This window comes from Pseudomonas fluorescens (genome assembly GCF_004683905.1).
GTDB classification, from domain to species: Bacteria; Pseudomonadota; Gammaproteobacteria; order Pseudomonadales; family Pseudomonadaceae; genus Aquipseudomonas; species Aquipseudomonas putida_A.
In genome coordinates, this window is sequence record NZ_CP038438.1 from 1,218,271 (window position 1) to 1,244,714 (window position 26,444).

Below are 26,444 nucleotides of genomic sequence, written 5' to 3' on the forward strand. Positions count from 1 at the left end.
TGCGCATAAAGGCGCATTGCCATTATTTGGCGAGATGTCGAGGGCGCAAATGACCGATCCAGCGCCCCTTTTTGCCATTCCATCACTGGCACGCCAGCCCCGGATTGTCGGACAGTCCCACCCCAGAGCCTTCCCGCGAACCAAGTCGGGCCGGCCCGAGGGTTAAAAAGCGTCTTATAAATGAAACACCGCCCTCGGCTATACTCCCCGCATTTCGACTTAGGCACGAGGAATCACTGTGAAGAACTGGACGTTGCGCCAACGCATTTTGGCGAGCTTTGCGGTGATTATCGCCATCATGTTGCTGATGGTCGTCGTTTCGTATTCCCGCCTGCTGAAAATCGAAGCCAGTGAAAGCAGCGTGCGTGATGACGCCGTTCCCGGCGTCTATTACAGCTCGATGATCCGCGGCGCGTGGGTCGACAGTTATCTGCAGACCCAGGAACTGCTCGGCCTCAAGGAAGGGCAGGGCATCAGCAGCGAAGACGCGGCGGACTACAAGGCGTTCGAGACGCGCCTGCAGGAGCAGATGACCAACTACCGCAACACCGTCACCACCGACGAGGACCGGGTCGAGTTCGCTGCGTTCGAGAAGGATCACGACAACTACATGCAGATTCAGGATCAGGTACTCGATCTGCACAAGCGCAATCTGGAAGCCGACGCGGTCAAGCTGTTCACCGAGAAGCTGACCCCGGCCTGGTACACCGGTCGCATGAAACTCAACGACATCATCGGCGAAAACAAGCGGGTCGCTGATCAGGCCATGGCCAACATCGACGAGGCGGTAGCGGCGGCCAAGGTCAGCATGTTCGTCTCGCTGCTGGTGGCCGTGCTCGCGGCCGGTGCCTGCGGTCTGCTGCTGATGCGCGCGATCATGGCGCCGATGAACCGCATCGTGAAAATCCTCGAAATCATGCGTACCGGAGACTTGAGCAGCCGTCTGAATCTGGATCGCAAGGACGAGTTCGGCGCGGTGGAAACCGGCTTCAACGACATGATGACCGAGCTGACTTCGCTGGTGTCCCAGGCCCAACGCTCCTCGGTGCAGGTGACCACTTCGGTGACCGAAATTGCCGCCACCTCCAAGCAGCAACAGGCCACCGCCACCGAAACCGCGGCCACCACCACCGAAATCGGTGCGACCTCACGTGAAATCGCCGCCACCTCGCGGGATCTGGTGCGCACCATGACCGAAGTATCCACCGCCGCCGATCAGGCTTCGGTGCTCGCCGGTTCCGGTCAGCAAGGCCTGGCGCGCATGGAAGACACCATGCACTCGGTGATGGGCGCGGCCGATCTGGTCAATGCCAAACTGGCGATCCTCAACGAGAAGGCCGGCAACATCAATCAGGTGGTGGTGACCATCGTCAAGGTCGCCGATCAGACCAACCTGCTGTCGCTCAACGCTGCCATTGAGGCAGAGAAGGCCGGCGAATACGGGCGTGGTTTTGCCGTGGTCGCCACCGAAGTCCGGCGTCTGGCGGATCAGACCGCCGTCGCCACTTACGACATCGAACAAATGGTCCGCGAGATCCAGTCGGCGGTGTCTGCTGGCGTGATGGGCATGGACAAGTTCTCCGAAGAAGTGCGCCGGGGCATGGCCGAAGTGCAGCAGGTCGGCGAGCAACTGTCGCAGATCATCCATCAGGTGCAGGCGCTGGCGCCGCGGGTGTTGATGGTCAACGAAGGCATGCAGGCCCAGGCCACCGGTGCCGAACAGATCAACCATGCGCTGGTGCAGTTGGGCGACGCCAGCAGCCAGACCGTCGAGTCGCTGCGTCAGGCCAGTTTCGCCATCGACGAACTGAGCCAGGTGGCCGTCGGGCTGCGCAGCGGCGTTTCGCGATTCAAAGTCTGATGAGCGAAATCACCGCCAAACGCAGCGCTGCGCCGGTGGCGAAGCAGGCGTTGTTCCTGCTGTTTCGCATCGGCAGCGAGCGTTATGCCTTGCGCGCCACCGAGGTGGCGGAAGTGTTGCCGCGCCTGCCGTTGAAGCCGATTGCCCAAGCGCCGAACTGGGTCGCCGGGGTGTTCGCCTATCGCGGTGTGGTGGTACCGGCCATCGACCTCAGCGCGCTGACTTTCGGCCATCCCGCCGAGGCGCGCACCAGTACGCGGCTGGTGCTGGTGCATTACCGTCCGGATGAACGGCAGCCGTCGCGCTGGCTCGGGCTGATCCTTGAACAGGCGACCGACACCCTGCGCTGCAACCCCGAGGATTTTCAGCCGTATGGCCTGGACAATCGTCAGGCGCCGTACCTCGGCCCGGTGCGCGAAGATGCCCAGGGGCTGGTGCAATGGGTGCGGGTCAACGACTTGCTGGATGACGCGGTGCGCAGCCTGCTGTTTCCGGCGCCGCTTGGGGCGCAGTCATGAGCAGCGACCAGCGTTTTTTCGATTTCCTCAAGGAACGCATCGGCCTGGATGTCACCTCGGTGGGGCCGGCGATTATCGAGCGCGCGGTGCGCCAACGCACCACGCTCTCGCAAGCGGCACACAGCGATGAATACTGGCAACTGCTGCAAGGTTCGCGGGACGAACAGCAGGCGTTGATCGAAGCGGTGATCGTCCCCGAAACCTGGTTTTTCCGTTATCCGGAATCCTTCGCCACGCTCGGCAAACTGGCGCGCAAGCGTCTGGACGAATTGAACAACATGCGTGCGCTGCGCATCCTCAGCCTGCCGTGCTCGACCGGCGAGGAACCCTATTCGATTGCCATGGCCTTGCTCGATGCGGGGCTAAAGCCGCATCAGTTCAAGGTCGACGGCATGGACGTCAGCCCGCTGTCGGTGGACAAGGCGCGGCGGGCTCTTTACGGCAAGAACTCGTTTCGTGGTCAGGATCTGGACTATCGCGAGCGTCATTTCACCGCCGAGCCGGAGGGGCATCGGGTCAACGAAGCGGTGCGTGAGCAGGTGCGCCTGCAGGCCGGCAATGTGCTGGATCCGACGCTGCTGGCGGGTGAGCCGCCGTTCGATTTTGTGTTCTGCCGCAACCTGCTGATCTATTTCGACCAGCCGACCCAGAAGCAAGTTTTCGAAGTGCTCAAGCGTCTGACGCACGTTGATGGCGTGTTGTTCATCGGCCCGGCCGAAGGCAGTCTGCTCGGGCGCCTGGGCATGCGCTCGATCGGCATCCCGCAGTCGTTTGCCTTCAGTCGACACGCTGAACCCATGCCCGAACCTGTGGCATTGCCGACCCCGACCCCTTTGCCGGTGCGCCAACCGCTGCGCAGTCCGCCGCCAGTATCGCCGCCGGTGCGTCCGCGGCCGTTTGCCAGCGTTGCACCGTTGCCCGTCAGCAGCAAAAGCGCCAACCCGGACGCGGCGACCTTGCTCGCCAACATCGCCGCGCTGGCCAACGAAGGCAAAAGCGCCGAGGCCCGCGCGGCATGCGAGCAGTATCTGCGCAGTCACGAACCGGTGGCGCAGGTGTTTTACTGGCTCGGTCTGCTCAGCGATGTTGCCGGTGCCGCGCTCGAAGCCCAGAGTCATTACCGCAAGGCCTTGTACCTTGAACCGCAACACCCCGAAGCGTTGATGCACCTGGCCGCCTTGCTGCAGGCCCAGGGTGACAGCGCCGGTGCCAGACGATTGCAGGAACGCGCCGCCCGCAGCGGCCGCACCGCTGACAGTGAGCGTAAACGATGATCCCGTCCGACACCTTGAACGTCACCCACGAAGACGCCCGGGCCATCGATGATTGCTGGAACCGTATCGGTATTCATGGCGACAAGTCGTGCCCGTTGCTGGCCGAGCATATTCATTGCCGTAACTGCGCGGTGTATTCCGCCGCCGCCACGCGCCTGCTGGACCGTTATGCATTGCAGCAGGACGAACGCGATCCGGTCGCCGTGGCGGTTGAAACCGATGTGAAAACCCGTTCGCTGCTGATGTTCCGCCTCGGCGAGGAATGGCTGGGGCTGGCCACCCGCAGCCTGGTGGAGGTAGCGCCGCTGCAGGCGATTCACTCGTTGCCGCACCAGCGTTCGCGGGCCTTGCTCGGCGTGGCGAACGTGCGCGGCGCGCTGGTCGCGTGCCTGTCGCTGGTCGAGTTGCTCGACCTTGATGGCAACGCCGCACCGGCCACTGGCGCGCGGATCATGCCGCGCATGCTGATCATCGCCGCCCACGGCGGACCGGTGGTGGTGCCGGTGGACGAGGTCGACGGCATCCACGCCATCGATGAAAAAATTCTCGACGCCGCGTCGCGTGCCGGCGCTGAGCACAACAGCACGGCCAGCGCCAAATACACCCGTGGTGTCCTGCAATTCCGGGGGCGCAGCCTGCGTTGGCTGGATGAAGAACAGCTGCTGTCCGCCGTGACCCGGAGCCTCACATGACCCCCGAGCAAATGCGCGACGCCTCGCTGCTGGAGCTGTTCAGCCTGGAAGCCGAAGCCCAGACACAGGTGCTCAGCAGCGGGCTGCTGGCGCTGGAGCGCAACCCGACTCAGGCCGACTATCTGGAATCGTGCATGCGTGCGGCGCACTCGCTCAAGGGCGCGGCGCGGATCGTCGGCATCGACAGCGGCGTCAGCGTCGCCCATGTGATGGAAGATTGCCTGGTCAGCGCGCAGGAGGGGCGGCTGTTGCTGCGTCCCGAGCACATCGATGCGTTGTTGCAGGGCACCGATCTGTTGATGCGCATCGCCACGCCGGCCAATGCTCCGCAAGCGCCGGACATCGAAGCGTATGTGGCGTTGATGGGACTCCTGCTCGACCCTTCGGCAGCGCCCGCAGTGGCGCCGCTGCCCATGGCCGAATTGCAGATGCAGGCGCCGCCGCCTGCGCCTGCACCGATTGAAACCCCGGCGCAAGTGATCGAGACACCGCTGGAAACCTCCGACCCGGCACCGCGCAAGAACAAGCGCACCACCGAGGGCGGCGAGCGCGTGTTGCGGGTCACCGCCGAACGCCTGAACAGCCTGCTCGACTTGTCGAGTAAATCGCTGGTCGAAACCCAGCGCCTCAAACCGCATCTGGCGACCATGCAGCGCCTCAGGCGCATGCAGAATAATGGCCTACGGGCACTGGAAAGCCTCAACGTGCATCTCAAGGAACATGCGCTGAGCCTTGAGGCCCAGGAAGCCCTTGAAGATGCGCGGCGCTTGCTGGCCGAGTCTCAGCAATTACTCGCGGAAAAGAACGCCGAGCTCGACGAGTTCGCCTGGCAAGCCAGCCAGCGCGCCCAAGTGCTCTACGACACCGCGCTGGCCTGCCGCATGCGCCCGTTTGCCGACGTGCTCACCGGTCAGGTGCGCATGGTTCGAGACCTGGGGCGCAGCCTCGGCAAACAGGTGCGGCTGGAGATCGAAGGCGAGAAGACCCAGGTCGATCGCGACGTGCTGGAAAAGCTCGAAGCGCCGCTGACTCATTTGCTGCGCAACGCGGTCGATCACGGCATCGAAACCCCGGAACAACGCTTGCTCAAGGGTAAGTCCGAAGAAGGCCTGATCCGCCTGCGTGCCTCGCATCAGGCCGGTTTGCTGGTGCTGGAATTGAGCGATGATGGCAATGGCGTCGATCTGGAAAAGGTCCGCCGCAGCATCGTTGAACGCCAATTGTCACCGGCAGAAACTGCCGCGCAGTTGAGCGAAGAAGAACTGCTGACCTTCCTGTTCTTGCCGGGTTTCAGCCTGCGCGACACGGTGACCGAAGTGTCCGGGCGTGGCGTCGGCCTCGACGCGGTGCAGCACATGGTCCGGCAACTGCGCGGCGCGGTGGTGCTGGAGCAGACGGCGGGCGAGGGCAGCCGCTTTCACCTGGAAGTGCCGCTGACCCTGTCGGTGGTGCGCAGTCTGGTGGTCGAAGTCGGCGAGGAGGCTTATGCGTTTCCGCTGGCGCATATCGAACGCATGTGCGATCTGGAGCCACAGGACATCGTGCAGATCGAGGGCCGTCAGCATTTCTGGCACGAAGGTCGGCATGTCGGGCTGGTCGCGGCCAGTCAGTTGCTGAATCGTCCGGCCAGTCAGAGCAGCGGCGAAACCCTCAAGGTCGTGGTGATTCGCGAGCGTGACGCGATCTACGGGGTGGCGGTCGAGCGGTTTGTCGGCGAGCGCACGCTGGTGGTGCTGCCGCTGGATGAGCGACTGGGCAAGGTTCAGGATATTTCCGCCGGGGCGCTGCTCGACGACGGTTCGGTGGTGCTGATCGTCGATGTCGAAGACATGCTGCGCTCGGTGGACAAACTGCTCAACACCGGGCGTCTGGAGCGTATTGCTCGCCATGGCAATCAGGCCGCCGAAGTGGCGCGCAAACGGATTCTGGTGGTCGATGACTCGCTGACCGTGCGCGAGTTGCAACGCAAGTTGCTGCTCAATCGCGGCTATGACGTGGCGGTCGCGGTGGACGGCATGGACGGCTGGAACGCGCTGCGTTCGGAGGACTTCGATTTGCTGATCACCGACATCGACATGCCGCGCATGGATGGCATCGAACTGGTCACCCTGTTGCGCCGCGACAACCGCCTGCAATCGCTGCCGGTGATGGTGGTCTCGTACAAGGATCGTGAAGAGGACCGGCGTCGTGGACTGGACGCTGGCGCCGACTATTATTTAGCCAAGGCCAGTTTTCATGACGACGCCCTGCTTGATGCAGTGGTTGAGCTCATTGGAGGAGCGCGGGCATGAAAATCGCAATCGTCAACGACATGCCCCTGGCGGTGGAGGCTTTGCGCCGCGCGCTGGCCTTCGAGCCGGCGCATCAGGTGGTCTGGGTCGCCAACAACGGCGCCGAGGCGGTGCGGTTGTGCGCCGAAAACACCCCGGATCTGATCCTGATGGACCTGATCATGCCGGTCATGGATGGCGTCGAGGCCACGCGACGGATCATGGCCGAAACCCCGTGCGCGATCGTTATCGTCACGGTCGACCGCCAGCAGAACGTACACCGGGTCTTCGAGGCCATGGGCCACGGCGCGCTGGACGTGGTCGACACCCCGGCCATTGGTGCGGGGAACGCGCAGGAAGCGGCAGCGCCGTTGCTGCGCAAGATCCTCAACATCGGCTGGCTGATCGGCGAGAAAACCCCGCGCTCGCGCCCGGTGCCGACGCCCCACCGCAGTTCGGCGTCGTGCAAGCGGCTGGTGGCGATCGGCTCGTCTGCCGGCGGACCGGCCGCGCTGGAAGTGCTGCTCAAGGGCCTGCCACGCCATTTCTCGGCCGCCATCGTGCTGGTGCAGCACGTGGATCAGGTGTTTGCCGCGGGCATGGCCGAATGGCTGGCCAGCGCCAGTGGCCTCGATGTACGCCTGGCCCGCGAGGGCGAGCCACCGCAGGCCGGCGCGGTGCTGCTGGCCGGCACCAACCACCATATCCGTTTATTGAAAAACGGCACGCTGGCCTACACCGCCGAGCCGGTCAACGAGATCTACCGGCCTTCGATCGACGTGTTTTTCGAAAGTGTCGCCAGCTATTGGAACGGCGATGCCGTCGGGGTTTTATTGACCGGGATGGGACGCGACGGGGCGCAAGGGCTTAAGCTCATGCGCCAGCAGGGTTATCTGACCATCGCGCAGGACCAGCAAAGCAGTGCGGTGTACGGCATGCCCAAGGCAGCAGCGGCGATCGATGCGGCCGTCGAAATCCGTCCACTGGAAAAGATAGCGCCACGATTGCTGGAGGTATTCCCCAAATGAACAGGCTATTCCGCAATCCTGGCCCCCGCAGTACTCAGGTGACCGCCCATGAATGATTTACAGATCGACGACATTAAAACCGACGAAAACGCCGCCATGGTGTTGTTGGTGGACGATCAGGCGATGATCGGCGAAGCCGTGCGCCGTGGGCTGTCGAATGAAGAGAACATCGACTTCCACTTCTGCTCCGATCCGCACCAGGCCATCGCCCAGGCGGTGCGGATCAAGCCGACGGTGATTCTGCAGGACCTGGTGATGCCCGGCCTCGACGGCCTGAGTCTGGTGCGCGAATACCGCAATCATCCGGCGACCAAGGACATCCCGATCATCGTCCTGTCGACCAAGGAAGACCCGCTGATCAAGAGCGCGGCGTTCTCGGCCGGGGCCAACGACTATCTGGTGAAACTGCCGGACACCATCGAGCTGGTGGCGCGCATCCGCTATCACTCGCGCTCCTACATGACCCTGCTGCAGCGCGATGCGGCTTACCGTGCGTTGCGCGTCAGCCAGCAGCAGTTGCTCGACACCAACCTGGTGCTGCAACGGCTGATGAACTCCGATGGGCTGACCGGGCTGTCCAACCGCCGGCACTTCGACGAGTACCTGGAGCTGGAATGGCGCCGCTCGCTGCGCGACCAGAGCCAGTTGTCGTTGCTGATGATCGACGTCGATTACTTCAAGTCCTACAACGACAGCTTCGGCCACGTTGAAGGCGATGAGGCGCTGCGCAAGGTCGCCACGGCGATCCGCGACGCCAGCGCCCGACCGTCGGACCTGCCGGCACGCTACGGCGGTGAAGAGTTCGCGCTGGTGCTGCCGAACACCTCGCCAGGCGGCGCGCGGCTGGTGGCGGAGAAACTGCGCCAGACCGTGGCGGCGCTGAAGATTCCGCACAACACCCCGGGCGACGGGGCGAGCCTGACCATCAGCATCGGTCTGGCGACCATGGTGCCGCAGGCGGGCAGCGATTGCCGGCTGCTGATTTCGGCGGCGGATCGTGGGTTGTACCTGGCCAAGAACAATGGCCGTAATCAGGTCGGAATCGAATAAACGCTTACCCTCACCCCAGCCCTCTCCCAAAGGGAGAGGGGGCCGACCGAGGTGTCTAGCACTGTACATCGACCTGATCGACCGAGTCGATTATGGATCTTCAAGCTTGGCACTTCTGTATTCAGCAAAGCCCTTTCACGTCGGCGTACCTCTCAAATATCCCCCGATCGGTCTCCTCTCCCAAAGGGAGAGGGGGCCGACCGAGGTGTCTAGCACTGTACATCGACCTGATCGACCGAGTCGATTATGGATCTTCAAGCTTGGCACTTCCGTATTCAGCAAAGCCCTTTCACGTCGGCGTACCTCTCAAATATCCCCCGATCGGTCCCCTCTACCTCTGGGAGAGGGTTAGGGTGAGGGCAAAGGGTTTAATGATCCCCACACCCGCCAGACGGGCTGCCGTGACAGCGTGATTACGTTATACTCGCCGGCTTTCAAAAGTTCGCCAACGAGTGCTGCCCGTCATGGAAATCAACCCGATCCTGAACACCATCAAGGACCTGTCCGAGCGCTCCGAAACTATTCGGGGGTATCTTTGACTACGATCAAAAGCATGAGCGTCTGATCGAAGTCAATCGCGAGCTTGAAGATCCTGCAGTCTGGAACAAACCTGAATACGCCCAGGAACTGGGCCGCGAGCGAGCATCGCTGGCGCAGATCGTCGACACCCTGGATGAGCTGTCCAGTGGTCTGGCCGATTCCCGCGAGCTGCTCGACATGGCCGTTGAAGAAAACGACGAAGGCGCGGTAAACGACGTCGTTGAACTGCTTCAAGGGCTTGAAGAGTCACTGGCCAAGCTTGAATTCCGCCGCATGTTCAGCCACGAGATGGACCCGAACAACGCCTACCTGGACATCCAGGCCGGCTCCGGCGGCACCGAGGCCCAGGACTGGGCCAACATCCTGCTGCGCATGTACCTGCGCTGGGCGGACAAACGCGGTTTCGACGCGACCATCATGGAACTGTCGGCCGGTGAAGTCGCCGGTATCAAAGGCGCGACCGTGCACATCAAGGGCGAATACGCCTTTGGCTGGCTGCGTACCGAGATCGGCGTGCATCGCTTGGTGCGCAAGAGCCCGTTCGACTCCGGCAACCGTCGCCACACCTCGTTCTCTGCGGTTTTCGTCTCGCCAGAGATCGACGACAAGGTCGAAATCGAAATCAACCCGGCAGACCTGCGGATCGACACCTATCGTTCCTCCGGTGCCGGTGGTCAGCACGTAAACACCACCGACTCGGCCGTACGTATTACTCACGTACCGACCAACACCGTGGTCAGCTGCCAGAACGAGCGTTCCCAGCACGCCAACAAGGACACCGCCATGAAAATGCTGCGGGCCAAGTTGTACGAGCAGGAAATGCAGAAGCGCAACGCCGCTTCCCAGGCGCTGGAAGACACCAAGTCGGACATCGGCTGGGGTCACCAGATCCGTTCGTACGTGCTCGACGCGTCGCGGATCAAGGACCTGCGCACTAACATTGAACGCAGCGACTGCGACAAGGTGCTCGACGGCGACATCGATGAATACCTGGAAGCCAGCCTGAAGTCGGGGCTGTAAAAGACGCACGCAGGGTCGCTGATGCAACGCGATCCCTGTAGGAGCCAGCCCTGCTGGCGATTCCCTGGCCGCCAGGCCCGGGGGCAACGAACCTGATGGAATATCTGAAGACATGAGCGACCAACAACTCGACCCGCAAGCCCTGCAACAGGAAGAAAACTCCCTGATCGCCCTGCGCAAGGAAAAGCTGGCTGCCGAGCGCGCCAAGGGCAACGCCTTCCCGAACGACTTCCGCCGCGAAAACTACTGCGAAGATCTGCAGAAGAAATACGCGGACAAGACCAAGGAAGAGCTGGCCGAGGCTGCAATCCCGGTCAAGGTTGCCGGTCGCATCATGCTCAACCGTGGCTCGTTCATGGTGATCCAGGACATGACCGGTCGCATCCAGGTTTACGTCAACCGTAAAACCCTGTCCGAAGACACCCTGGCCGCCGTCAAGACCTGGGACATGGGCGACATCATTGCCGCCGAAGGCACCTTGGCGCGTTCCGGCAAGGGCGACCTGTACGTCGAAATGACCAACGTGCGCCTGCTGACCAAGTCGCTGCGCCCGCTGCCGGACAAGCACCACGGCCTGACCGACACCGAACAGCGCTACCGTCAGCGTTACGTTGACCTGATCGTCAACGAAGACGTGCGCCAGACGTTCCGCGTGCGTTCGCAAGTGATCGCGCACATCCGCAGCTTCCTGATGAAGCGCGACTTCCTCGAAGTCGAGACGCCGATGCTGCAGACCATTCCTGGCGGCGCCGCAGCCAAGCCGTTCGAAACCCACCACAATGCGCTGGACATGGAAATGTTCCTGCGTATCGCGCCTGAGCTGTACCTCAAGCGTCTGGTGGTTGGCGGTTTCGAAAAAGTGTTCGAGATCAACCGCAACTTCCGTAACGAAGGCGTTTCGACGCGTCACAACCCTGAATTCACCATGTTGGAGTTCTACCAGGCTTACGCCGACTACGAAGACAATATGGACCTGACCGAAGAACTGTTCCGTGAACTGGCGCAGCTGGTTCTGGGCAGCACCGACGTGCCGTACGGCGACAAGGTGTTCCACTTCGGCGAGCCGTTTGCCCGTCTGTCGGTGTTCGACTCGATCCTCAAGTACAACCCTGAGCTGACCGCCGATGACCTGAACGACATCGACAAGGCCCGCGCCATCGCCAAGAAGGCCGGCGCCAAGGTGCTGGGCTTCGAAGGTCTGGGCAAGCTGCAGGTGATGATTTTCGAAGAACTGGTCGAGCACAAGCTGGAGCAGCCGCACTTCATCACCCAGTACCCGTTCGAAGTGTCGCCGCTGGCCCGTCGTAACGACGAGAACCCGAACGTTACCGACCGTTTCGAGCTGTTCATCGGCGGCCGTGAAATCGCCAACGCCTATTCCGAGTTGAACGACGCGGAAGACCAGGCCGAGCGCTTCATGGCGCAGGTGGCCGACAAGGACGCCGGCGACGACGAAGCCATGCACTACGACGCCGATTTCGTGCGCGCGCTGGAGTACGGCATGCCGCCAACGGCCGGTGAAGGTATCGGCATCGACCGTCTGGTGATGTTGCTGACCAACTCGCCATCGATCCGCGATGTGATCCTGTTCCCGCACATGCGACCGCAAGCGTAAACGTTTCAGTTAAAAAGCCGCCTAAAACAGGCGGCTTTTTATTGCCTGTCTGGTACAAATGTATCAATTGGTTAATTTTGCAATAGCAGAGGAAGTCCAGTCGTGATGGTTGCAATCGCTCAAGAAGGTGCAGCGGGTATCGCCACTGCGGTCGCTGAAAGTGTTCAGTACCAGGGCCGCAAGGCCAGCCGACAGGGCAGTGAGCAGCGTCGACAGGACATTCTCGACGCGGCGATGCGCATTGTCGTGCGTGACGGCGTGCGCGCCGTGCGCCACCGTGCGGTGGCGGCCGAGGCCGGTGTGCCACTGTCGGCCACTACTTATTACTTCAAGGATATCGATGACCTGCTCACCGATACCTTCGCCCAATACGTCGAACGCAGCGCGGCCTACATGGCCAAGCTGTGGATCAACAACGAAGGCCTGCTGCGCGAGATGGTCGTCAGTGGTGACGGCAGCCCCGAGTCGCGCTCGCAACTGGCGGACGACATCGCGCGGCTGATGGCCGACTATGTGCACCGGCAACTGGTCAATCGCCGCGAACACCTGATGGCCGAGCAGGCGTTCCGCCAGGAAGCGCTGCTCAACCCGCGGCTGGCGGATCTGGTGCGCTCGCATCAGCAGATTCTGCTGCAAGGCACCTGCCAGTTGTTCCAGGTGCTGGGCTCGCGTGAACCGCAGCAGGATGCCAAGGTGTTGACGGCGATTATCGGACGGATGGAATATCAGGGCCTGCTCAACGACGCCGAGCCTTTGGCCGAACAGGACATGCTCGGGATTCTGACGCGGTACATGCATCTGGTCCTCGCCTCGGTCTGACAGCTGATGGAAATCCCCTGTGGGAGCGGGCTTGCTCGCGAAGGCGGTATCACATTCAACGCTTCAGTTGACTGACCCACCGCCTTCGCGAGCAAGCCCGCTCCCACAAGGGGACTGAGCCGATCATCAGGGCGGGATATGTTCATAGGGAGTATTGAATGAAAGCCTGGCGTGGCGTGCTGATCGCCTTGTCGTTCCTGCTGCTCAGTGGCTGTCTGGTGACCTTCAAGGACCCGCTGCCTGCCAGTGACCCGGCGCCCAAGGGCCTGCTGGGCACGTGGTCGAGCACCAATGCCTGGGGCGAGCCGATGAACCTTGAACTGACCCGCGTCGGCAATGATCGCTATCAGGCCATCACCTGGTTCAAGGCCCGGCCTCACGAGCGTGAGGCGTACCCGTTCACCGTGTCGCGCCATGGCAGTCGCTGGTACCTGTCGGCGAAAGTGCCGGCGCGTTACGGTGGGCAATACACCATCGCCGGTTTCGAACTCACCGACAAACACGAGCTGGTGGTGTACAACCTCGACCTCGAACAGATCAATCAGGCGATCAAACAGCAAGCCCTCGACGGCAAGGCTTTCCAGACCGAGGACGATGGCGACGGCGTGCAAGTCGACAGTAGCCTCGACAAGGTCTTTGCTTACCTCGACGATCCGGCCAATTCCGATGTATTCGTCGAGGCCGCGCGCTATCAGCGCCAGGCCCGCGCCAAATAATTCAGTTTTCTACAGGAGTTTCGGGTGGACGATTACCAGCAGACGATACGCACGCTGTCCGATCGCATTGTGCTGGCGCAGACGCCGATCCGCGTGCTCGATGCGGTGAAGTGGGACGAGAACATCCGCAAGGGCTTTCTCAAGGCCAAGGGCAAGGAAATGCCGGCGGTGGATCGCGACTACTACCTCAATCGGCCGCTGTCCTTCGATTCGAGCAAGGTCAAACTGGAATTCCAGAACATCGAGCGCGACATCACCCGCCAGCTCGGCCAGTTCAACCCGGTCGGGCAGATCATGCGGCGCATGTGCAAGGAATACCGCATGGTGGTGCGCATGCTCGAAGCGCGCGGCACCGAGGATTTCGGCCTGATCTCCCAGGAACTCTACGGCGCCGCCTCCGATGCGTTCCACGCCGGCGACCCGACCCTGGCCGACCTCGGCCTGATGATGTCCGACTACCTGAACAACATTGATGGCCGTGGCGACCTGAAGGACGAACCGAAGATCCTCACCGCCAAGGATGCCGTGCACCTGCTGCAAACCCGGTTGAACAAGGTGTTCGGCGAGGCCGAGGAAACCATCCGCGTGTTCGAGTCCGACGGCATCGTCGCCGACGCGGCGGCAGGCGCCGACTACATCAAGATCCGCACTGACGCGCTGTTCAACGACCGCGACGTGCGTGCACTGGAAGTCCACGAAGGTCTGGTGCACGTCGGCACCACGCTCAATGGCTTGAACCAGCCGATCTGCACCTTCCTGTCCAAAGGCCCACCCTCGTCGACGGTGACCCAGGAAGGCCTGGCGATCCTGATGGAAATCATCACCTTCGCCTCCTACCCAAGCCGTCTGCGCAAACTGACCAACCGCACCCGCGCCATTCACATGGTCGAGGAGGGCGCGGACTTTTTGCAGGTGTTCGAGTTCTTCCGCGAGCAGGGCTTTGAAATGGCCGAAAGCTACGGCAACGCCAGCCGGGTGTTCCGTGGTTCGACCCCGACCGGTCTGCCATTCACCAAAGACTTGTCCTATCTCAAGGGCTTTATCATGGTTTACAACTACATTCAGTTGGCCGTGCGTAAAGGCAAGCTTGAGCAGGTACCGCTGCTGTTCTGCGGCAAGACCACCCTGGAAGACATGCGTACCCTGCGTCAGTTGGTCGATGAAGGTCTGGTGGTGCCGCCGAAATATCTGCCGGAACAGTTCCGTGACATGAACGCGCTGTCGGCGTGGATGTGCTTCTCCAACTTCCTTAATCACTTGAGCCTGGACCGGATCGAGGCGGATTACTCCAATATCCTCTGAACCACACACAAACCCCTTGTAGGAGTGAGCCTGCTCGCGATAGCAGTGTGTCAATCAACATAAATATCGACTGGCACACCGCTATCGCGAGCAGGCTCACTCCTACAGTTTTTGACTGTATTCCAATTCGAATTCTGCGAGGTTTCACCGGATGAGAATCCTCGGCATCCTTTGCCTGCTCCTGACCCTCAGTGGTTGCAGTTCGTTGTTGTTCTACCCCGAACCGGGCCAGATCTTCACCCCGGAAAAAGCCAAGCTCGAATACCGCACCGTCACATTGGTCACGACGGATGGCTTGAAGCTGAACGCCTGGTGGCTACCGGCCAAATCTGGCGTCGAAGTCAAAGGCACAGTCCTGCACCTGCACGGCAACGGCGGCAACCTGCCGATGCACCTGGGCGGCAGTTGGTGGTTGCCGAAAAACGGCTATCAGGTGCTGCTGGTGGACTATCGCGGGTATGGCTTGTCCGAGGGCAAGCCGAGCCTGCCGGCGATCTATCAGGACATCGACGCTGCGTTCGCCTGGCTCGACAAGGCGCCAGAAGTCAAAGGCAAACCGCTGATCCTCCTCGGCCAGAGCCTCGGCGGCTCGATGGCCGTGCATTGGCTGGTGCAGCACCCGGAGCGGCAGAAGCAACTCAAGGCCTTCGTGCTCGACGGTGTGCCCGCCAGTTACCGCAGCGTCGGCCAGTACGCCCTCAGCACCTCATGGCTGACCTGGCCGTTGCAGGTGCCGCTGTCGTGGCTGGTGCCGGACGGCGACAGCGCGATCAACTCGATGCCGCAGCTCAACGGGGTGCCGAAGCTGATTTTTCACAGCATCGACGACCCGCTAGTGCCAATGGCCAACGCCATCCGCCTGTATCAGGCTGCGCCGCCACCGCGCGTGCTGCAACTGACCCGCGGCGGCCACGTGCAGACCTTCGGCGACCCTGTCTGGCGCCAGGTGATGCTGCGCTATCTGGAAGATCCCGAACATTTCAACGGCCTGCGCCGCCTCGGCGAGATCCCGAACTACCCGCAACCCCCGAATTCTGAAGATGAGAGTCCGCAATGACTGAAGAACGTAACGCCATCCCGCTGATCATCACCGGTATCTGCAGCATCCTCGGCACCGTCGGCGCCCTGTGGTACTACGGTTACCTGCACTTCGCCAAACCCGAGGATGCGCTGCTGCTCAACGAATTCACCATGCTCAAGACCGTGCCGGGCGAAGACTACAAAGTCTCGCTCGACCCCGCGCCGCAAGTGGCGCAGTGCATCGATGGCGTGCTGGTGCTGTTCGACACCGAGCAGAAAGGCCTGACCGGGGTGCTGATCAATGCGCAGAAAAAAGCCGTGCGCTGCATGGGCCAGGAAACCCCACAAAAACTCGAACCATAACCCGATAAAAACTGTGGGAGCGGGCTTGCTCGCGAAAGCGGTGTGTCAGTCACTCTATATTCCGACTGATCCACCGCTTTCGCGAGCAAGCCCGCTCCCACAAGGGGGGAATGTGTAAGGCCAAAAAAAGCCCCGCCTGATCACTCAGACGGGGCTTTTGCGTTAGCGCGTGTTGCTTAGTTCGAGCTGACCGCCGAACGTGGCATCACTGGCTGGTTGTCGTTGGAAATGGTCACTTCCACACGACGGTTCATCGCACGACCCGAGACGCTGCTGTTATCAGCAACCGGGTATTCCTTGCCATAACCCTGAACCACGATGCGCGAAGGATCTACGCCCATCTTGATCAGAGCGACTTGTACCGAGGTCGCGCGACGCTCGGACAGCGACTGGTTGTACGAAGCCGCGCCGGTGCTGTCGGTGTAACCCTCGACGATCACTTTGCGATCAGGGTTTTCCTGAAGGAATTGCGCCAGTTTGTTGATGTTCACCAGACCGCTGGATTTCAGGTCAGCCTTGTTGGTGGCGAACAGCACGTCACCGAAAGTCACCAAGGTACCGCGATCGGTCTGCTTGGCGTTCAGGCTCTGCTGCAGTTGTTTGATCTGCTGATCACGAGCGTCCAGACGCGCCTGAGCACGTTGCGCGGCAGCGTTTTTCAGGTTGTTTTCAGCGGTGCGCAGGGCGATGGTCTGCTTGGCCACTTCCACGCGCTGGTTGGTCAGGTAGGCCAGTTGGTCAACCTTGGCTGCGTCTTGCTTGTCCAGATAAGCCTTGTCGGCCTTGTCCAGGTAATCGCTGGCGTCCTTGGTTTCCAGGGCAGCGACTTTGCTTGCCTGTGGGTTGGCCTGCAGGCCGGCGTAGTTGGTGCGCGCCTGTTCCAGGTTCGGGTTAGGCGGAGTGGAGCAGGCAGCCAGGGCAACGCTTGCGGCCAGAAGAGCGGGGATCATCAGTTGCTTACGCATAATTTGTCGTCCTTTCTATCGATAAAAGTTTCAGCTTTGCGATTCGGGATGCGCGCTTACTGCACGGTGCGCTGACTTTCCTGACGCAGTTCCTGAACACCTTTCTGGGAATCCTTCACAGCCTGTTCAGCCTTGGCAGCCTGAGCCTTGCGTTCTGCTACGCGAGCGTCCCATTCAGCTTGTTCGGCGAGGGTGCGAGCCTGTTCATACTTCTTGTCGTGCATGGCAATTTCGGCTTGCTTGAGCTTGTCCTGAGCCTGCTTCATTTCCACTGCAGCGAACTCGGTACCACCGGCGCTGACGGCGCTGTTGACGGCCGATTGAGTCACGGCGTACTGCTCGGTCGGCGGGTTACCGGCGCAACCGGCCAGAACGAAGCTGGTACCGATAGCCAGAGCAGCCAGTTTCAGACCGCGCAGGTGGGAGAACGAGGTTTGGGTCTTCATGGTCTTCAACTCCATTGTTTAACTCCTGATAAAACCGAAAATCCATCCTGGTCGAGGAGCCGCAAGCGTCGTGTAAAAGCGCGTTTTTGAAACGCTCGTTCCAGGCGTGGTTACAGCTTCCGACCGGAGGCGTTTTTCAAAAGTTCAGAAAAGATGGCCTATCGCCAAATTTTTTTTTGACCAAACGGACAAGGCTCTAAACCGGGAACTTTGGAGGCGGGGAGAGGTACGCGCGGGGGAAAGTCAGAAAACTTTTCAAAAGGAAACACGATCCTGTAGGAGTGAGCCTGCTCGCGATAGCAGTGTGTCAGTCAGCATCAAAAGCCACAGATACACCGCTATCGCGAGCAGGCTCACTCCTACAGTTTGATCTTTGTTGTGTCAGTGTTTTTGCTTGCCGGCAGCGGCGGATAAATCCTGCAGATGCCGGCGAGAAAGCGCCAGAAACCGCGGTGTCGGCCCGACATCTTCATACAGCGGATCACCTTCCTCATCAGTCGCCACCACCGTCGAGCCTTTCACATACGGCAGGCTCGCCTCGAACTCTTCGAGCGCGGCGCCGATCAGTTCGCCGAGCAGTTCTTCCGGGTGGCGTTTGGGGTACATCTCGGCGATCGCCGCCAGCCGCGCAGCGGCCTCGACGTCCAGATGAATCGTGTAGCCGGTGTCGGTCAGGCGACCCTTGGCGTTTTCTTCCCAATGCTGGGCGAGTTCACGAATTTTCATGATGACCTCATTTCGCGCCTGCTCGTGGCAGGCCTGGGTGAGTGTCCGGCGGGGCCGGCGGCAAGCCGTTGTACGGCTTACTGTTGAGACTAGCTTCAAGCCACAAGGTTTAAAGTCCCTTCGTCGTCTGCTTGTAAGAAGCGCCGTAGAGCGGCACTCTCTGGGCAAAGCATTCGTTTCTGCGCCGTCCCGATTAACGCTGGAGAACTGCTGATGACCGATATTGATGCACGCTTGCGCGAGGACGTTCACCTGCTCGGTGAGCTGTTGGGCAATACCATCCGTGACCAGTACGGCGAGGAATTTCTCGACAAGATCGAGCAGATCCGCAAGGGCGCCAAGGCCGACCGCCGTGGCTCGATGGACGCCGAACTCAGCGCCAGCCTCAATCAGTTGAGCGAAGACGAACTGCTGCCGGTGGCGCGGGCGTTCAACCAGTTTCTCAACCTGGCGAACATCGCCGAGCAGTATCAGCTGATTCATCGCCGCGAAGAGTCGCAGCCCGCGCCGTTCGAGTCCCGCGTGCTGCCGGAACTGCTCGCCCGCCTGCGCAATGAAGGTCACAGCGCCGAATCGCTGGCGCGACAACTGGCGCGCCTGGAAATCGAACTGGTGCTGACCGCCCACCCGACCGAGGTGGCGCGGCGCACCTTGATTCAGAAGTACGACGCGATCGCTGCGCAACTGGCCGCGCAGGATCATCGCGACCTGACCAGCGCCGAACGCGAACAGATCCAGAGCACCCTGCAACGGCTGATCGCCGAAGCCTGGCACACCGAAGAAATCCGCCGCACCCGGCCGACCCCGGTCGACGAAGCGAAATGGGGTTTTGCGGTGATCGAGCATTCGCTGTGGCAGGCGATTCCCAACCATATGCGCAAGGCCGACAAGGCGCTGTATGAAGCGACGGGCCTGCGCTTGCCACTGGAGGCGGCGCCGATTCGCTTTGCCTCGTGGATGGGTGGCGACCGCGACGGCAACCCGAATGTCACGGCCGCAGTGACCCGCGAAGTGCTGTTGCTGGCGCGCTGGATGGCTGCCGACCTGTATCTGCGCGATGTCGATCACCTGGCCGCCGAGCTGTCGATGCAGCAGGCCAGCGACGCGCTCAAGGCCAAGGCCGGCGACAGCGCCGAACCTTATCGGGCGGTGCTCAAGCAGTTGCGCGAACGCCTGCGCGCCACGCGCAACTGGGCGCACGCCTCGCTCAGCGCTACAACGCCAGCGCCAGCCGATGTGTTGCACAACAACCGCGATCTGCTCGATCCGCTGGAGCTGTGCTTCAACTCGCTGCACGAGTGCGGCATGGGCGTGATTGCCGACGGGCCGCTGCTCGATTGCCTGCGCCGGGCGGTGACCTTCGGCCTGTTCCTGGTGCGCCTCGATGTGCGTCAGGATTCGACGCGACACAGCTCGGCAATGACCGAAATCACCGACTACCTCGGCCTTGGTCGCTACGAAGACTGGGACGAAGAACAGCGCATCAGCTTCCTCACCCGCGAATTGAGCAATCGTCGCCCACTGCTGCCGGCGCATTTCAAACCGTCCGCCGACACCGCTGAAGTACTCGCCACCTGCAAGGAAATCGCTGCCGCACCGGGCGCCTCGCTGGGTTCCTACGTGATCTCGATGGCGGGCGCCGCCTCCGACGTGCTGGCAGTGCAACTGCTGCTGAAAGAGTCCGGCGTGCTGCGGCCGATGCGTGTGGTGCCGCTGTTCGAAACCCTCGCCGACCTCGACAACGCCGGGCCGGTGATGGAGCGTCTGTTGCTGCTGCCGGGCTACCGCGCGAGGCTGCAAGGCCCGCAGGAAGTGATGATCGGTTATTCCGACTCGGCCAAGGACGCCGGTACCACCGCGGCGGCGTGGGCGCAATATCGCGCGCAGGAGCGGCTGGTGGAGATCTGCCGCGAGCAGCAAGTCGAACTGCTGTTGTTCCACGGTCGCGGTGGCACCGTGGGCCGTGGCGGCGGTCCGGCGCACGCGGCGATTCTGTCGCAGCCGCCGGGCTCGGTGGCGGGGCGCTTCCGCACCACCGAGCAGGGCGAAATGATTCGATTCAAATTCGGCCTGCCGGACATCGCCGAGCAGAACCTCAATCTGTATCTGGCTGCCGTGCTGGAAGCGACGTTGTTGCCACCACCGCCACCGACGCCCGAATGGCGACACCTGATGGATGAACTGGCCGCCGATGGCGTCGCCGCGTACCGCGCCGTGGTGCGTGAAAATCCGCAGTTCGTCGAGTATTTCCGCCAATCGACGCCGGAGCAGGAACTGGGGCGCTTGCCCCTTGGCAGCCGTCCGGCCAAGCGCCGTGCCGGTGGGATCGAGAGTCTGCGGGCGATTCCGTGGATCTTCGGCTGGACGCAAACGCGGCTGATGCTGCCGGCCTGGCTCGGCTGGGAAACTGCGCTGAGCAAGGCGCTGGAGCGCTGCGAAGGCGAACTGCTCGGGCAGATGCGCGAACAGTGGCCGTTCTTCCGCACCCGTATCGACATGCTGGAAATGGTCCTGGCCAAGGCCGACGCCGACATCGCGCTGTCGTACGACCAGCGTCTGGTCGAGCCGGACTTGCTGCCGTTGGGCGCGCAGTTACGCGACCTATTGTCGCAGGCGTGTGCGGTGGTGCTCGGCTTGACCGGGCAGTCGCAGCTGTTGGCACATAGCCCGGACACCCTGGAATTCATCCGTCTGCGCAACACTTATCTTGATCCGCTACATCTATTGCAGGCCGAGCTGTTGGCCCGATCACGGCAGCAAAATGTCGAGCAGGGCAGCCCGGTGGAGCAGGCGCTGCTGGTGTCTGTGGCGGGGATTGCCGCCGGGTTGCGCAATACCGGCTAAGGTTTTTGCGGTGGCATCAGGCACCCGGTGCACAGGCCGGGTGCCGCTTTGTACACAGGGAGAAAGTGCGGTCAGGCGACAGTTAGTGATGGGGTTGCGACTTGGGTTACCGCGTCGCAAGGTCGCGGCGGGCGCCGGTTTCTCCGACTTTTGGCGTCTTGTGTGGGCGCAGCCTGCTGTGTATCTTGATCAGCCTTTGGCCGTTTGTGCGGCCACGACCCGTTTTTTTGAGATTGGCCCAAAGAGGCGAATCCCGTTGTTTTCTATATAAAAAATTGAGGAGCACATCGATGCGCGTCATTCTGCTGGGAGCTCCCGGGGCCGGTAAAGGTACTCAGGCTAAGTTCATCACCGAGAAATTCGGCATTCCGCAAATCTCCACCGGCGACATGCTGCGTGCAGCGGTCAAGGCTGGCACTCCGCTGGGCGTTCAAGCCAAGAGCATCATGGATGCCGGCGGCCTGGTGTCGGATGACCTGATCATCGCGCTGGTGCAGGATCGCATCGCTCAACCAGACTGCGCCAACGGCTTTCTGTTCGACGGTTTCCCGCGCACCATTCCACAGGCCGAAGCGCTGGTAACTGCCGGTGTCGAGCTGGACGCCGTGGTTGAAATCGCTGTTGAAGACGAAGAAATCGTTCAGCGTATCGCCGGTCGTCGCGTTCACGAGGCCAGTGGCCGCGTTTACCACATCGTCTACAACCCGCCGAAAGTGGCTGGCAAAGACGACGTTACCGGCGACGATCTGGTGCAGCGCAAGGACGACACCGAAGAAACCGTGCGTCATCGCCTGTCGGTCTACCATTCGCAGACCAAGCCGCTGGTGGACTTCTACCAGAAGCTTTCCGCTGCCAACGGCAAGCCGAAGTACAGCCACATTCCGGGCGTAGGTTCGGTTGAAGCGATCACCGCCAAGGTGCTCGAAGCGCTGAGCTGAAAAAGCTGATCGGCTGCATCATCCACGGCCCGCTTGCGGGCCGTAGTTGTTTATACTGACGCACTTTTTCCCCCACCTGTTTTGGATACATCGATGAGCACCTTGCTGGCCCTGGACACCGCGACCGAAGCTTGCTCCGTTGCCTTGCTGCATGACGGCAAGGTCACGAGCCATTACGAGGTGATCCCGCGTCTGCACGCGCAGAAGCTGCTGCCGATGATCCAGCAACTGCTGGCCGATGCCGGCACCACGCTGCAAGCGGTGGACGCGATCGCGTTCGGTCGCGGGCCGGGTGCGTTTACCGGTGTGCGGATTGCCATCGGTGTGGTGCAAGGTCTGGCGTTCGCGCTGGATCGTCCGGTGCTGCCGGTGTCCAACCTCGCCGTCCTGGCGCAACGTGCTTATCGCGAACACGGCGTGAGCCAGGTCGCAGCGGCCATCGATGCGCGAATGGATGAAGTGTATTGGGGCTGCTACCGCGAAACGGCTGGCGAGATGCGTCTGGTCGGCGTCGAGGCGGTACTGCCGCCGGAAGTGGCGGCGCTGCCGGCCGATGCCAGCGGTGAGTGGTTTGGTACAGGTACCGGTTGGGGCTATGGCGAGCGGATCGCGGTCAACCTCACCGGCTCCAATGCCGGCATGTTGCCTCACGCCGAAGACCTGCTGACCCTGGCGCGGTTTGCCTGGGAACGCGGCGAGTCGATCCCTGCCGATGACGCGCAACCGGTTTACCTGCGCGACAAAGTCGCCACCCCCAAGGCTCGCTGAGGCCTGACTTCTGGCGGGGAAGCTTCTGTGGTGAGGGGATTTATCCCCGATGGGTCGCGAAGCGGCCCCAAAATCGGCGACTGCTTCGCAGCCGATCGGGGATAAATCCCCTCACCACAAAAGCCCTCCACAAACTCCGTGTCTTATTCCAAATTCTGCCAATCGTCAGTTTCCAACCCCGGGCTTTAAACCTTTTGCGCTTTATGTGTTCTAGTTATCACTCGGCAATTTGCTAAGTCGGCCAAGTGCCGCTAAATTGCCATCATCGATACCGAGCATGAATTTATGCGTATAGACGGCCTCTCCTCTCAGTCCTACCCCATCAAGCGCAAGCCTCGCAAAGGCAATGTGGCGCTGGATGAATCCGTCGACGATATCGACGGCGAGCTGGAATTCCCGACTGAAGAGCAACTGGCCGCCCGCGCTGCCAAAGCCTCCGCACAACGCCTGGCCAATCTGCCTGCCCGTCAGCAAGACATGATTTATCACCGCGCCATGAGCAAAAGCGTAGCGATGGCCCTCGCCAGCTACCTGAGCACCGCCGGTTTTGTCGATTGGGATGCGGATGTGCTGGGCCTCGACCTGTACATCTGATGGATCTGCCTTACTACCTCGGTTGTCCGTCCTGGAGTGAAAACGCCTGGCGCGAGTATCTGTACCCCGAAGACGCCAAGACCTCCGACTTCCTCGCTCTCTACTCCCAAGTGTTCAACGCCGTCGAAGGCAACACGACCTTCTACGCCAGTCCGTCGCCGGCCACCGTGCAGCGCTGGGCCGAGACCATGCCCGAACACTTTCGCTTCACCGCCAAGTTTCCCGGCGACATCAGCCACAGCGGTGATCTGCGCGATCAACTGACCGCCGCCGAAACCTTCGTAAATCTTCTCAGCCCGCTCGGCGAACGTGTTTCGCCGCTGTGGCTGCAACTGTCGAAAAGCTTCACCCCGCATCGACTGCCGGAGCTGACCGCGTTCATCGACGCGCTGGACCGGCCGCTGGCGGTGGAAGTGCGTCACGAGCAGTTCTTCGCCAAGGGCGAGAGCGAACGCCTGCTCAATCGCTTGCTGCTCGACCGTGGCGTGGAGCGCATCTGCCTCGATCCACGAGCGCTGTTCAGTTGCCTGTCGACCGAGTCTTCGGTGATCCACGCGCAATCGAAAAAGCCCCGGGTGCCAACGCGTCCGGCGGCGTTTACCCAGTTCCCGCAGGTGCGCTTCATCGGCCACCCGGAGCTGGAAGCCAACGATCCGTTCCTGGTGCCGTGGGTGGCTAAAATCGCCGAGTGGATCGGAGAGGGCCGCACGCCGTACATCTTCCTGCACACCGCCGACAACGTCATGGCGGCGAAGCTGGCGCAACGTTTTCACGCACAATTGATGCAACGTTTGCCTGGCCTGCCATCCCTGCCTGAGCTATACAGAGAACCCGCCGCCGAGCAACTCGGCTTGCTCTGAGGCGGATTTTCCCCCAGCCCAGGAGCCTGCCGATGGACGCCCACGCCCTTAACGAACAAGCCCGCAAAGCCCAGGCCTTCAAGGCCCTGCACGAGCGTCCGGGGATTTTCGTGATTCCCAACCCGTGGGATGCCGGCTCGGCGAAGATGCTCGCCAGTCTGGGCTATCAGGCACTGGCAACCACCAGTGCCGGTTACGCGTTTTCCCAGGGCAAGGCCGACGGCGCCCTGAGTCTCGATGACACCTTGGCCAACGTCCGGGCGATTGTCGCGGCCACGGATTTGCCGGTAGCGGTGGATCTGGAAAACGGTTTCGCCGATGACCCCGCCGAATGCGCGAAAAGCCTGTTGCGTGCCGCCGAGGCCGGCGCGGTGGGTGGTTCGATCGAGGACGCCACGGGCCGTGCCGATGCGCCGATCTACTGCTTCGAACACGCCGTTGCACGCATCGAAGCCGCCGTCGCTGCGGTGCGCACGCTGCCATTTCCCTTCATCTTGACCGCCCGCGCGGAAAACTACCTGCACGGCAATCCCGATCTCCACGACACCATTCGCCGCCTGCAAGCCTTTGCCGAGGCGGGCGCCGACGTGCTGTACGCGCCGGGTTTGCGTAACGCCGAAGAGGTGTTGGCGGTGGTGCGCGCGGTGGCGCCAAAACCGGTCAACGTGCTCATGTCCGGCGGTTTGAAACTGACCGTACAGGAGTTGGAAGAAATGGGTGTGCGCAGGATCAGCACCGGCTCGGCGTTGGCCTTGGCAGCATTCGGCGAGTTCTTCCGCGCGGCTGAAGAGATCCAGCAGCACGGCACGTTCGGCTTTACGTCGCAGTCGATGCCGTACGCCAAGGCCAATCAGTTTTTCAAAGGCTGAGCATGGGTCGCTGGATCGCGCTGTCGTTACTGCTGATCATCGCGGGTGCCGTGCTCAGCGTCTGGCGCGGCTGGCTCGATGTGCCGGCCGAGTGGAACCCGTGGGCGCCGCTGGACGTGAAGGCAGCGCCGAACGGGTTGACCGGTTTCAAGCTGATGCGCCTGCGCGGCAATCCCGAATTATGCGCACAAGTCCTGAGCAACTCGGGTCTGCGCGTCACCGCGCAAGCCGACAGTCCCGATGCCAAGTGCCCGCTGATCGGCACCGTGCGCGTGCAGGGCGGCGAGGTGGCGCTGAGCAGCAGCTTCCTCGCCAGTTGCCCGCTGGCGGTGGCTTACGCGATGTTTGAACGGCATACCCTGCAACCCGCCGCGCAATCTGTTTACGGGCAGAGGGTGGCGCGCCTTGATCACCTCGGCAGCTTTGCCTGTCGCAATGTCTATAACCGCGAGAGCGGGGCGCTCAGCCGGCATGCCAGTGCCGATGCGCTGGACATCAGCGGTTTTCGGCTGGCGGACGGGCGCAGCATCAGCGTGCTCAAGGACTGGCCGAAGCAGAATCAGGATGCGCAGTTTCTGCGGCAGGTGCGCGATGGCGCCTGTGAGGCGTTCAGTGTGGTGTTGAGTCCGGATTACAACGCCGCCCACCGCAATCACTTTCATGTCGATGTCGGGCGCTGGAGCGTGTGTCGCTGAGGGATCAGGCGGCGAGGCGCAGGTTCTGCAGGACGATCGGGCGCGCCCAACCGTTATCGAAGTCCAAAGCCTTCTGCTGCTCGACGATGTCTTCCGGCGGGAACGGCGGATAAGGTTTTTGCAGCAGGTCGAGGTCGAATTCGGCAATCGGCAGGTACAGCGGCTTCTTCTGTGGCGCCGGGCCAGGCTCGGGAAGCGGCTGACCATTGTTGATCACGATTGGACGGACCCAACTGCTGTCGAAGTCCTGCTGCTCTTGCTGAGCCTTGAGTTCTTCTGGCGGGAACGGTGGGAACGGCTTGTCCAGCAGATCGGTTTCGAACTCGGCGATCGGCAGGAACAGCGGCTCCGGCGGACGCACTTCGGTGTCGACCACATCGCACTGACGCTGCTCGACGATGTGCGCGTGCAGCTCGCTGCCCAGGGTCGGTTCTTCCGGGCTGTTCAGGTCAACCGGTGGAAAGGTGCCACAGGCCGGCACCACATCACTCGTTTGTTCGGCCATCGCCTGGGCAAAGAAATCCTGCCACAGGTGACTGACGCCGCCCAATGCTTGAGTGTTATGACGGCTGAAGTCGCCCTTGGGCGAAATATAGCCAATCGATGTGGGAAGAATGCCTGACATTTTTTTCGGTTGACGCTCAGCTCTGG

25 protein-coding genes are annotated in these 26,444 nt (G+C 61.7%); 21 read left to right on the forward strand and 4 right to left on the reverse strand.

All coding sequences use genetic code 11. The features are described from left to right. Positions 1 to 238 precede the first annotated feature (238 nt). The 14 genes from E4T63_RS05450 to E4T63_RS05520 all read left to right on the forward strand — a co-directional run bounded on the left by E4T63_RS05450 (position 239) and on the right by E4T63_RS05520 (position 16,088). Positions 239 to 1,861 carry a methyl-accepting chemotaxis protein gene (locus E4T63_RS05450; RefSeq protein ID WP_135295037.1) on the forward strand — a complete coding sequence of 541 codons (1,623 nt, stop codon included), beginning with the start codon at positions 239 to 241 and terminating at the stop codon, positions 1,859 to 1,861. Beyond that, positions 1,861 to 2,379, forward strand: a complete 519-nt coding sequence (locus E4T63_RS05455; protein WP_098967411.1) for a chemotaxis protein CheW — start codon at positions 1,861 to 1,863, stop codon at positions 2,377 to 2,379. The genes E4T63_RS05450 and E4T63_RS05455 overlap by 1 nt, the downstream gene beginning before the upstream one ends. Next, the gene (locus E4T63_RS05460; RefSeq protein WP_098967412.1) at positions 2,376 to 3,653 is read left to right on the forward strand and encodes a CheR family methyltransferase; all 1,278 of its coding nucleotides are present in this window, start codon (positions 2,376 to 2,378) and stop codon (positions 3,651 to 3,653) included. The genes E4T63_RS05455 and E4T63_RS05460 overlap by 4 nt, the downstream gene beginning before the upstream one ends. Beyond that, entirely contained in the window at positions 3,650 to 4,345 is a 696-nt protein-coding gene (locus E4T63_RS05465; RefSeq protein ID WP_098967414.1) for a chemotaxis protein CheW, read from the forward strand. The genes E4T63_RS05460 and E4T63_RS05465 overlap by 4 nt, the downstream gene beginning before the upstream one ends. Continuing rightward, positions 4,342 to 6,636 carry a hybrid sensor histidine kinase/response regulator gene (locus E4T63_RS05470; RefSeq protein WP_135295038.1) on the forward strand — a complete coding sequence of 765 codons (2,295 nt, stop codon included), beginning with the start codon at positions 4,342 to 4,344 and terminating at the stop codon, positions 6,634 to 6,636. Before E4T63_RS05465 ends, E4T63_RS05470 begins: the two co-directional genes overlap by 4 nt. Beyond that, positions 6,633 to 7,643: a chemotaxis response regulator protein-glutamate methylesterase gene (locus E4T63_RS05475; RefSeq protein WP_098967417.1), complete on the forward strand. Its 1,011-nt coding sequence runs from the start codon at positions 6,633 to 6,635 to the stop codon at positions 7,641 to 7,643. Before E4T63_RS05470 ends, E4T63_RS05475 begins: the two co-directional genes overlap by 4 nt. A 48-nt stretch (positions 7,644 to 7,691) precedes the next feature. Then, a complete protein-coding gene (locus tag E4T63_RS05480; protein WP_025112221.1) occupies positions 7,692 to 8,693 on the forward strand; it encodes a diguanylate cyclase domain-containing protein in 1,002 nt (333 codons plus the stop codon). Positions 8,694 to 9,157: 464 nt separating this feature from the next. Continuing rightward, positions 9,158 to 10,253 (forward strand): peptide chain release factor 2 gene (prfB, locus tag E4T63_RS05485; RefSeq protein ID WP_096795805.1). Its coding sequence is split into 2 segments (ribosomal slippage): positions 9,158 to 9,229 and positions 9,231 to 10,253, totalling 1,095 coding nucleotides; the frame shifts between segments, so codons are not numbered across the junction. A 112-nt stretch (positions 10,254 to 10,365) separates the two neighbouring features. Next, positions 10,366 to 11,868 carry a lysine--tRNA ligase gene (gene lysS / locus E4T63_RS05490; protein ID WP_003222049.1) on the forward strand — a complete coding sequence of 501 codons (1,503 nt, stop codon included), beginning with the start codon at positions 10,366 to 10,368 and terminating at the stop codon, positions 11,866 to 11,868. Between the two features lie 105 nt (positions 11,869 to 11,973). Further along, complete coding sequence (locus E4T63_RS05495) at positions 11,974 to 12,687, forward strand: TetR/AcrR family transcriptional regulator (protein WP_007964212.1); 714 nt, start codon at positions 11,974 to 11,976, stop codon at positions 12,685 to 12,687. Between the two features lie 158 nt (positions 12,688 to 12,845). Next, positions 12,846 to 13,403 (forward strand): hypothetical protein, encoded by a 558-nt coding sequence (locus E4T63_RS05505; RefSeq protein ID WP_103368437.1) that lies wholly within the window; start codon positions 12,846 to 12,848, stop codon positions 13,401 to 13,403. A gap of 24 nt (positions 13,404 to 13,427) precedes the next feature. After that, positions 13,428 to 14,705, forward strand: coding sequence for a flavohemoglobin expression-modulating QEGLA motif protein (locus tag E4T63_RS05510; protein ID WP_003222055.1), 1,278 nt, complete (start codon positions 13,428 to 13,430; stop codon positions 14,703 to 14,705). Positions 14,706 to 14,856: 151 nt separating this feature from the next. Beyond that, positions 14,857 to 15,762, forward strand: a complete 906-nt coding sequence (locus tag E4T63_RS05515) for an alpha/beta hydrolase (protein WP_135295040.1) — start codon at positions 14,857 to 14,859, stop codon at positions 15,760 to 15,762. Continuing rightward, complete coding sequence (locus E4T63_RS05520; protein WP_007964217.1) at positions 15,759 to 16,088, forward strand: hypothetical protein; 330 nt, start codon at positions 15,759 to 15,761, stop codon at positions 16,086 to 16,088. Before E4T63_RS05515 ends, E4T63_RS05520 begins: the two co-directional genes overlap by 4 nt. A gap of 176 nt (positions 16,089 to 16,264) precedes the next feature. Here the strand turns inward: E4T63_RS05520 and E4T63_RS05525 are convergent, their stop codons facing one another. From E4T63_RS05525 to E4T63_RS05535, 3 genes are all read right to left on the reverse strand, one after another. Next, on the reverse strand, positions 16,265 to 17,053 hold the full coding sequence (locus tag E4T63_RS05525) for an OmpA family protein (RefSeq protein ID WP_007964218.1): 789 nt from the start codon (positions 17,051 to 17,053) through the stop codon (positions 16,265 to 16,267). 56 nt (positions 17,054 to 17,109) lie between these two features. Next, positions 17,110 to 17,514: a DUF4398 domain-containing protein gene (locus tag E4T63_RS05530; RefSeq protein ID WP_007964219.1), complete on the reverse strand. Its 405-nt coding sequence runs from the start codon at positions 17,512 to 17,514 to the stop codon at positions 17,110 to 17,112. A 366-nt stretch (positions 17,515 to 17,880) separates the two neighbouring features. Beyond that, positions 17,881 to 18,225 carry a hypothetical protein gene (locus E4T63_RS05535; protein WP_003222064.1) on the reverse strand — a complete coding sequence of 115 codons (345 nt, stop codon included), beginning with the start codon at positions 18,223 to 18,225 and terminating at the stop codon, positions 17,881 to 17,883. Positions 18,226 to 18,438: 213 nt separating this feature from the next. On the opposite strand from E4T63_RS05535, the gene ppc reads away from it, so the two are divergent. From ppc to E4T63_RS05570, 7 genes are all read left to right on the forward strand, one after another. Next, positions 18,439 to 21,069: a phosphoenolpyruvate carboxylase gene (gene ppc, locus E4T63_RS05540; protein ID WP_135295041.1), complete on the forward strand. Its 2,631-nt coding sequence runs from the start codon at positions 18,439 to 18,441 to the stop codon at positions 21,067 to 21,069. 290 nt (positions 21,070 to 21,359) lie between these two features. Beyond that, positions 21,360 to 22,007 carry an adenylate kinase gene (gene adk / locus E4T63_RS05545; protein WP_003222067.1) on the forward strand — a complete coding sequence of 216 codons (648 nt, stop codon included), beginning with the start codon at positions 21,360 to 21,362 and terminating at the stop codon, positions 22,005 to 22,007. A 93-nt stretch (positions 22,008 to 22,100) separates the two neighbouring features. Next, positions 22,101 to 22,775, forward strand: coding sequence for a tRNA (adenosine(37)-N6)-threonylcarbamoyltransferase complex dimerization subunit type 1 TsaB (gene tsaB, locus E4T63_RS05550; protein ID WP_135295042.1), 675 nt, complete (start codon positions 22,101 to 22,103; stop codon positions 22,773 to 22,775). A gap of 285 nt (positions 22,776 to 23,060) precedes the next feature. Then, positions 23,061 to 23,369, forward strand: a complete 309-nt coding sequence (locus tag E4T63_RS05555) for a hypothetical protein (protein ID WP_003222071.1) — start codon at positions 23,061 to 23,063, stop codon at positions 23,367 to 23,369. After that, positions 23,369 to 24,229 (forward strand): DUF72 domain-containing protein, encoded by an 861-nt coding sequence (locus tag E4T63_RS05560; RefSeq protein WP_135295043.1) that lies wholly within the window; start codon positions 23,369 to 23,371, stop codon positions 24,227 to 24,229. Before E4T63_RS05555 ends, E4T63_RS05560 begins: the two co-directional genes overlap by 1 nt. A 32-nt stretch (positions 24,230 to 24,261) precedes the next feature. After that, positions 24,262 to 25,098 (forward strand): isocitrate lyase/PEP mutase family protein, encoded by an 837-nt coding sequence (locus E4T63_RS05565; RefSeq protein WP_135295044.1) that lies wholly within the window; start codon positions 24,262 to 24,264, stop codon positions 25,096 to 25,098. Between the two features lie 2 nt (positions 25,099 to 25,100). Continuing rightward, positions 25,101 to 25,793 carry an extensin-like domain-containing protein gene (locus tag E4T63_RS05570; protein ID WP_098967431.1) on the forward strand — a complete coding sequence of 231 codons (693 nt, stop codon included), beginning with the start codon at positions 25,101 to 25,103 and terminating at the stop codon, positions 25,791 to 25,793. 4 nt (positions 25,794 to 25,797) lie between these two features. Here E4T63_RS05570 and E4T63_RS05575 read toward each other — a convergent pair whose 3' ends face one another. After that, positions 25,798 to 26,418, reverse strand: a complete 621-nt coding sequence (locus E4T63_RS05575; RefSeq protein ID WP_098968483.1) for an energy transducer TonB — start codon at positions 26,416 to 26,418, stop codon at positions 25,798 to 25,800. Positions 26,419 to 26,444: the final 26 nt, after the last annotated feature.

Excerpts from the sequence above, each read along its gene's own strand:
- E4T63_RS05455 (WP_098967411.1), top strand. The coding sequence starts at position 1,861 with ATGAGCGAAATCACCGCCAAACGCAGCGCTGCGCCGGTGGCGAAGCAG.
- E4T63_RS05460 (WP_098967412.1), top strand. The coding sequence starts at position 2,376 with ATGAGCAGCGACCAGCGTTTTTTCGATTTCCTCAAGGAACGCATCGGC.
- E4T63_RS05465 (WP_098967414.1), top strand. The coding sequence starts at position 3,650 with ATGATCCCGTCCGACACCTTGAACGTCACCCACGAAGACGCCCGGGCC.
- E4T63_RS05470 (WP_135295038.1), top strand. The coding sequence starts at position 4,342 with ATGACCCCCGAGCAAATGCGCGACGCCTCGCTGCTGGAGCTGTTCAGC.
- E4T63_RS05475 (WP_098967417.1), top strand. The coding sequence starts at position 6,633 with ATGAAAATCGCAATCGTCAACGACATGCCCCTGGCGGTGGAGGCTTTG.
- E4T63_RS05480 (WP_025112221.1), top strand. The coding sequence starts at position 7,692 with ATGAATGATTTACAGATCGACGACATTAAAACCGACGAAAACGCCGCC.
- lysS (WP_003222049.1), top strand. The coding sequence starts at position 10,366 with ATGAGCGACCAACAACTCGACCCGCAAGCCCTGCAACAGGAAGAAAAC.
- E4T63_RS05495 (WP_007964212.1), top strand. The coding sequence starts at position 11,974 with ATGGTTGCAATCGCTCAAGAAGGTGCAGCGGGTATCGCCACTGCGGTC.
- E4T63_RS05505 (WP_103368437.1), top strand. The coding sequence starts at position 12,846 with ATGAAAGCCTGGCGTGGCGTGCTGATCGCCTTGTCGTTCCTGCTGCTC.
- E4T63_RS05515 (WP_135295040.1), top strand. The coding sequence starts at position 14,857 with ATGAGAATCCTCGGCATCCTTTGCCTGCTCCTGACCCTCAGTGGTTGC.
- E4T63_RS05520 (WP_007964217.1), top strand. The coding sequence starts at position 15,759 with ATGACTGAAGAACGTAACGCCATCCCGCTGATCATCACCGGTATCTGC.
- E4T63_RS05525 (WP_007964218.1), bottom strand. The coding sequence starts at position 17,053 with ATGCGTAAGCAACTGATGATCCCCGCTCTTCTGGCCGCAAGCGTTGCC.
- E4T63_RS05530 (WP_007964219.1), bottom strand. The coding sequence starts at position 17,514 with ATGGAGTTGAAGACCATGAAGACCCAAACCTCGTTCTCCCACCTGCGC.
- E4T63_RS05535 (WP_003222064.1), bottom strand. The coding sequence starts at position 18,225 with ATGAAAATTCGTGAACTCGCCCAGCATTGGGAAGAAAACGCCAAGGGT.
- ppc (WP_135295041.1), top strand. The coding sequence starts at position 18,439 with ATGACCGATATTGATGCACGCTTGCGCGAGGACGTTCACCTGCTCGGT.
- adk (WP_003222067.1), top strand. The coding sequence starts at position 21,360 with ATGCGCGTCATTCTGCTGGGAGCTCCCGGGGCCGGTAAAGGTACTCAG.
- tsaB (WP_135295042.1), top strand. The coding sequence starts at position 22,101 with ATGAGCACCTTGCTGGCCCTGGACACCGCGACCGAAGCTTGCTCCGTT.
- E4T63_RS05555 (WP_003222071.1), top strand. The coding sequence starts at position 23,061 with ATGCGTATAGACGGCCTCTCCTCTCAGTCCTACCCCATCAAGCGCAAG.
- E4T63_RS05560 (WP_135295043.1), top strand. The coding sequence starts at position 23,369 with ATGGATCTGCCTTACTACCTCGGTTGTCCGTCCTGGAGTGAAAACGCC.
- E4T63_RS05565 (WP_135295044.1), top strand. The coding sequence starts at position 24,262 with ATGGACGCCCACGCCCTTAACGAACAAGCCCGCAAAGCCCAGGCCTTC.
- E4T63_RS05570 (WP_098967431.1), top strand. The coding sequence starts at position 25,101 with ATGGGTCGCTGGATCGCGCTGTCGTTACTGCTGATCATCGCGGGTGCC.
- E4T63_RS05575 (WP_098968483.1), bottom strand. The coding sequence starts at position 26,418 with ATGTCAGGCATTCTTCCCACATCGATTGGCTATATTTCGCCCAAGGGC.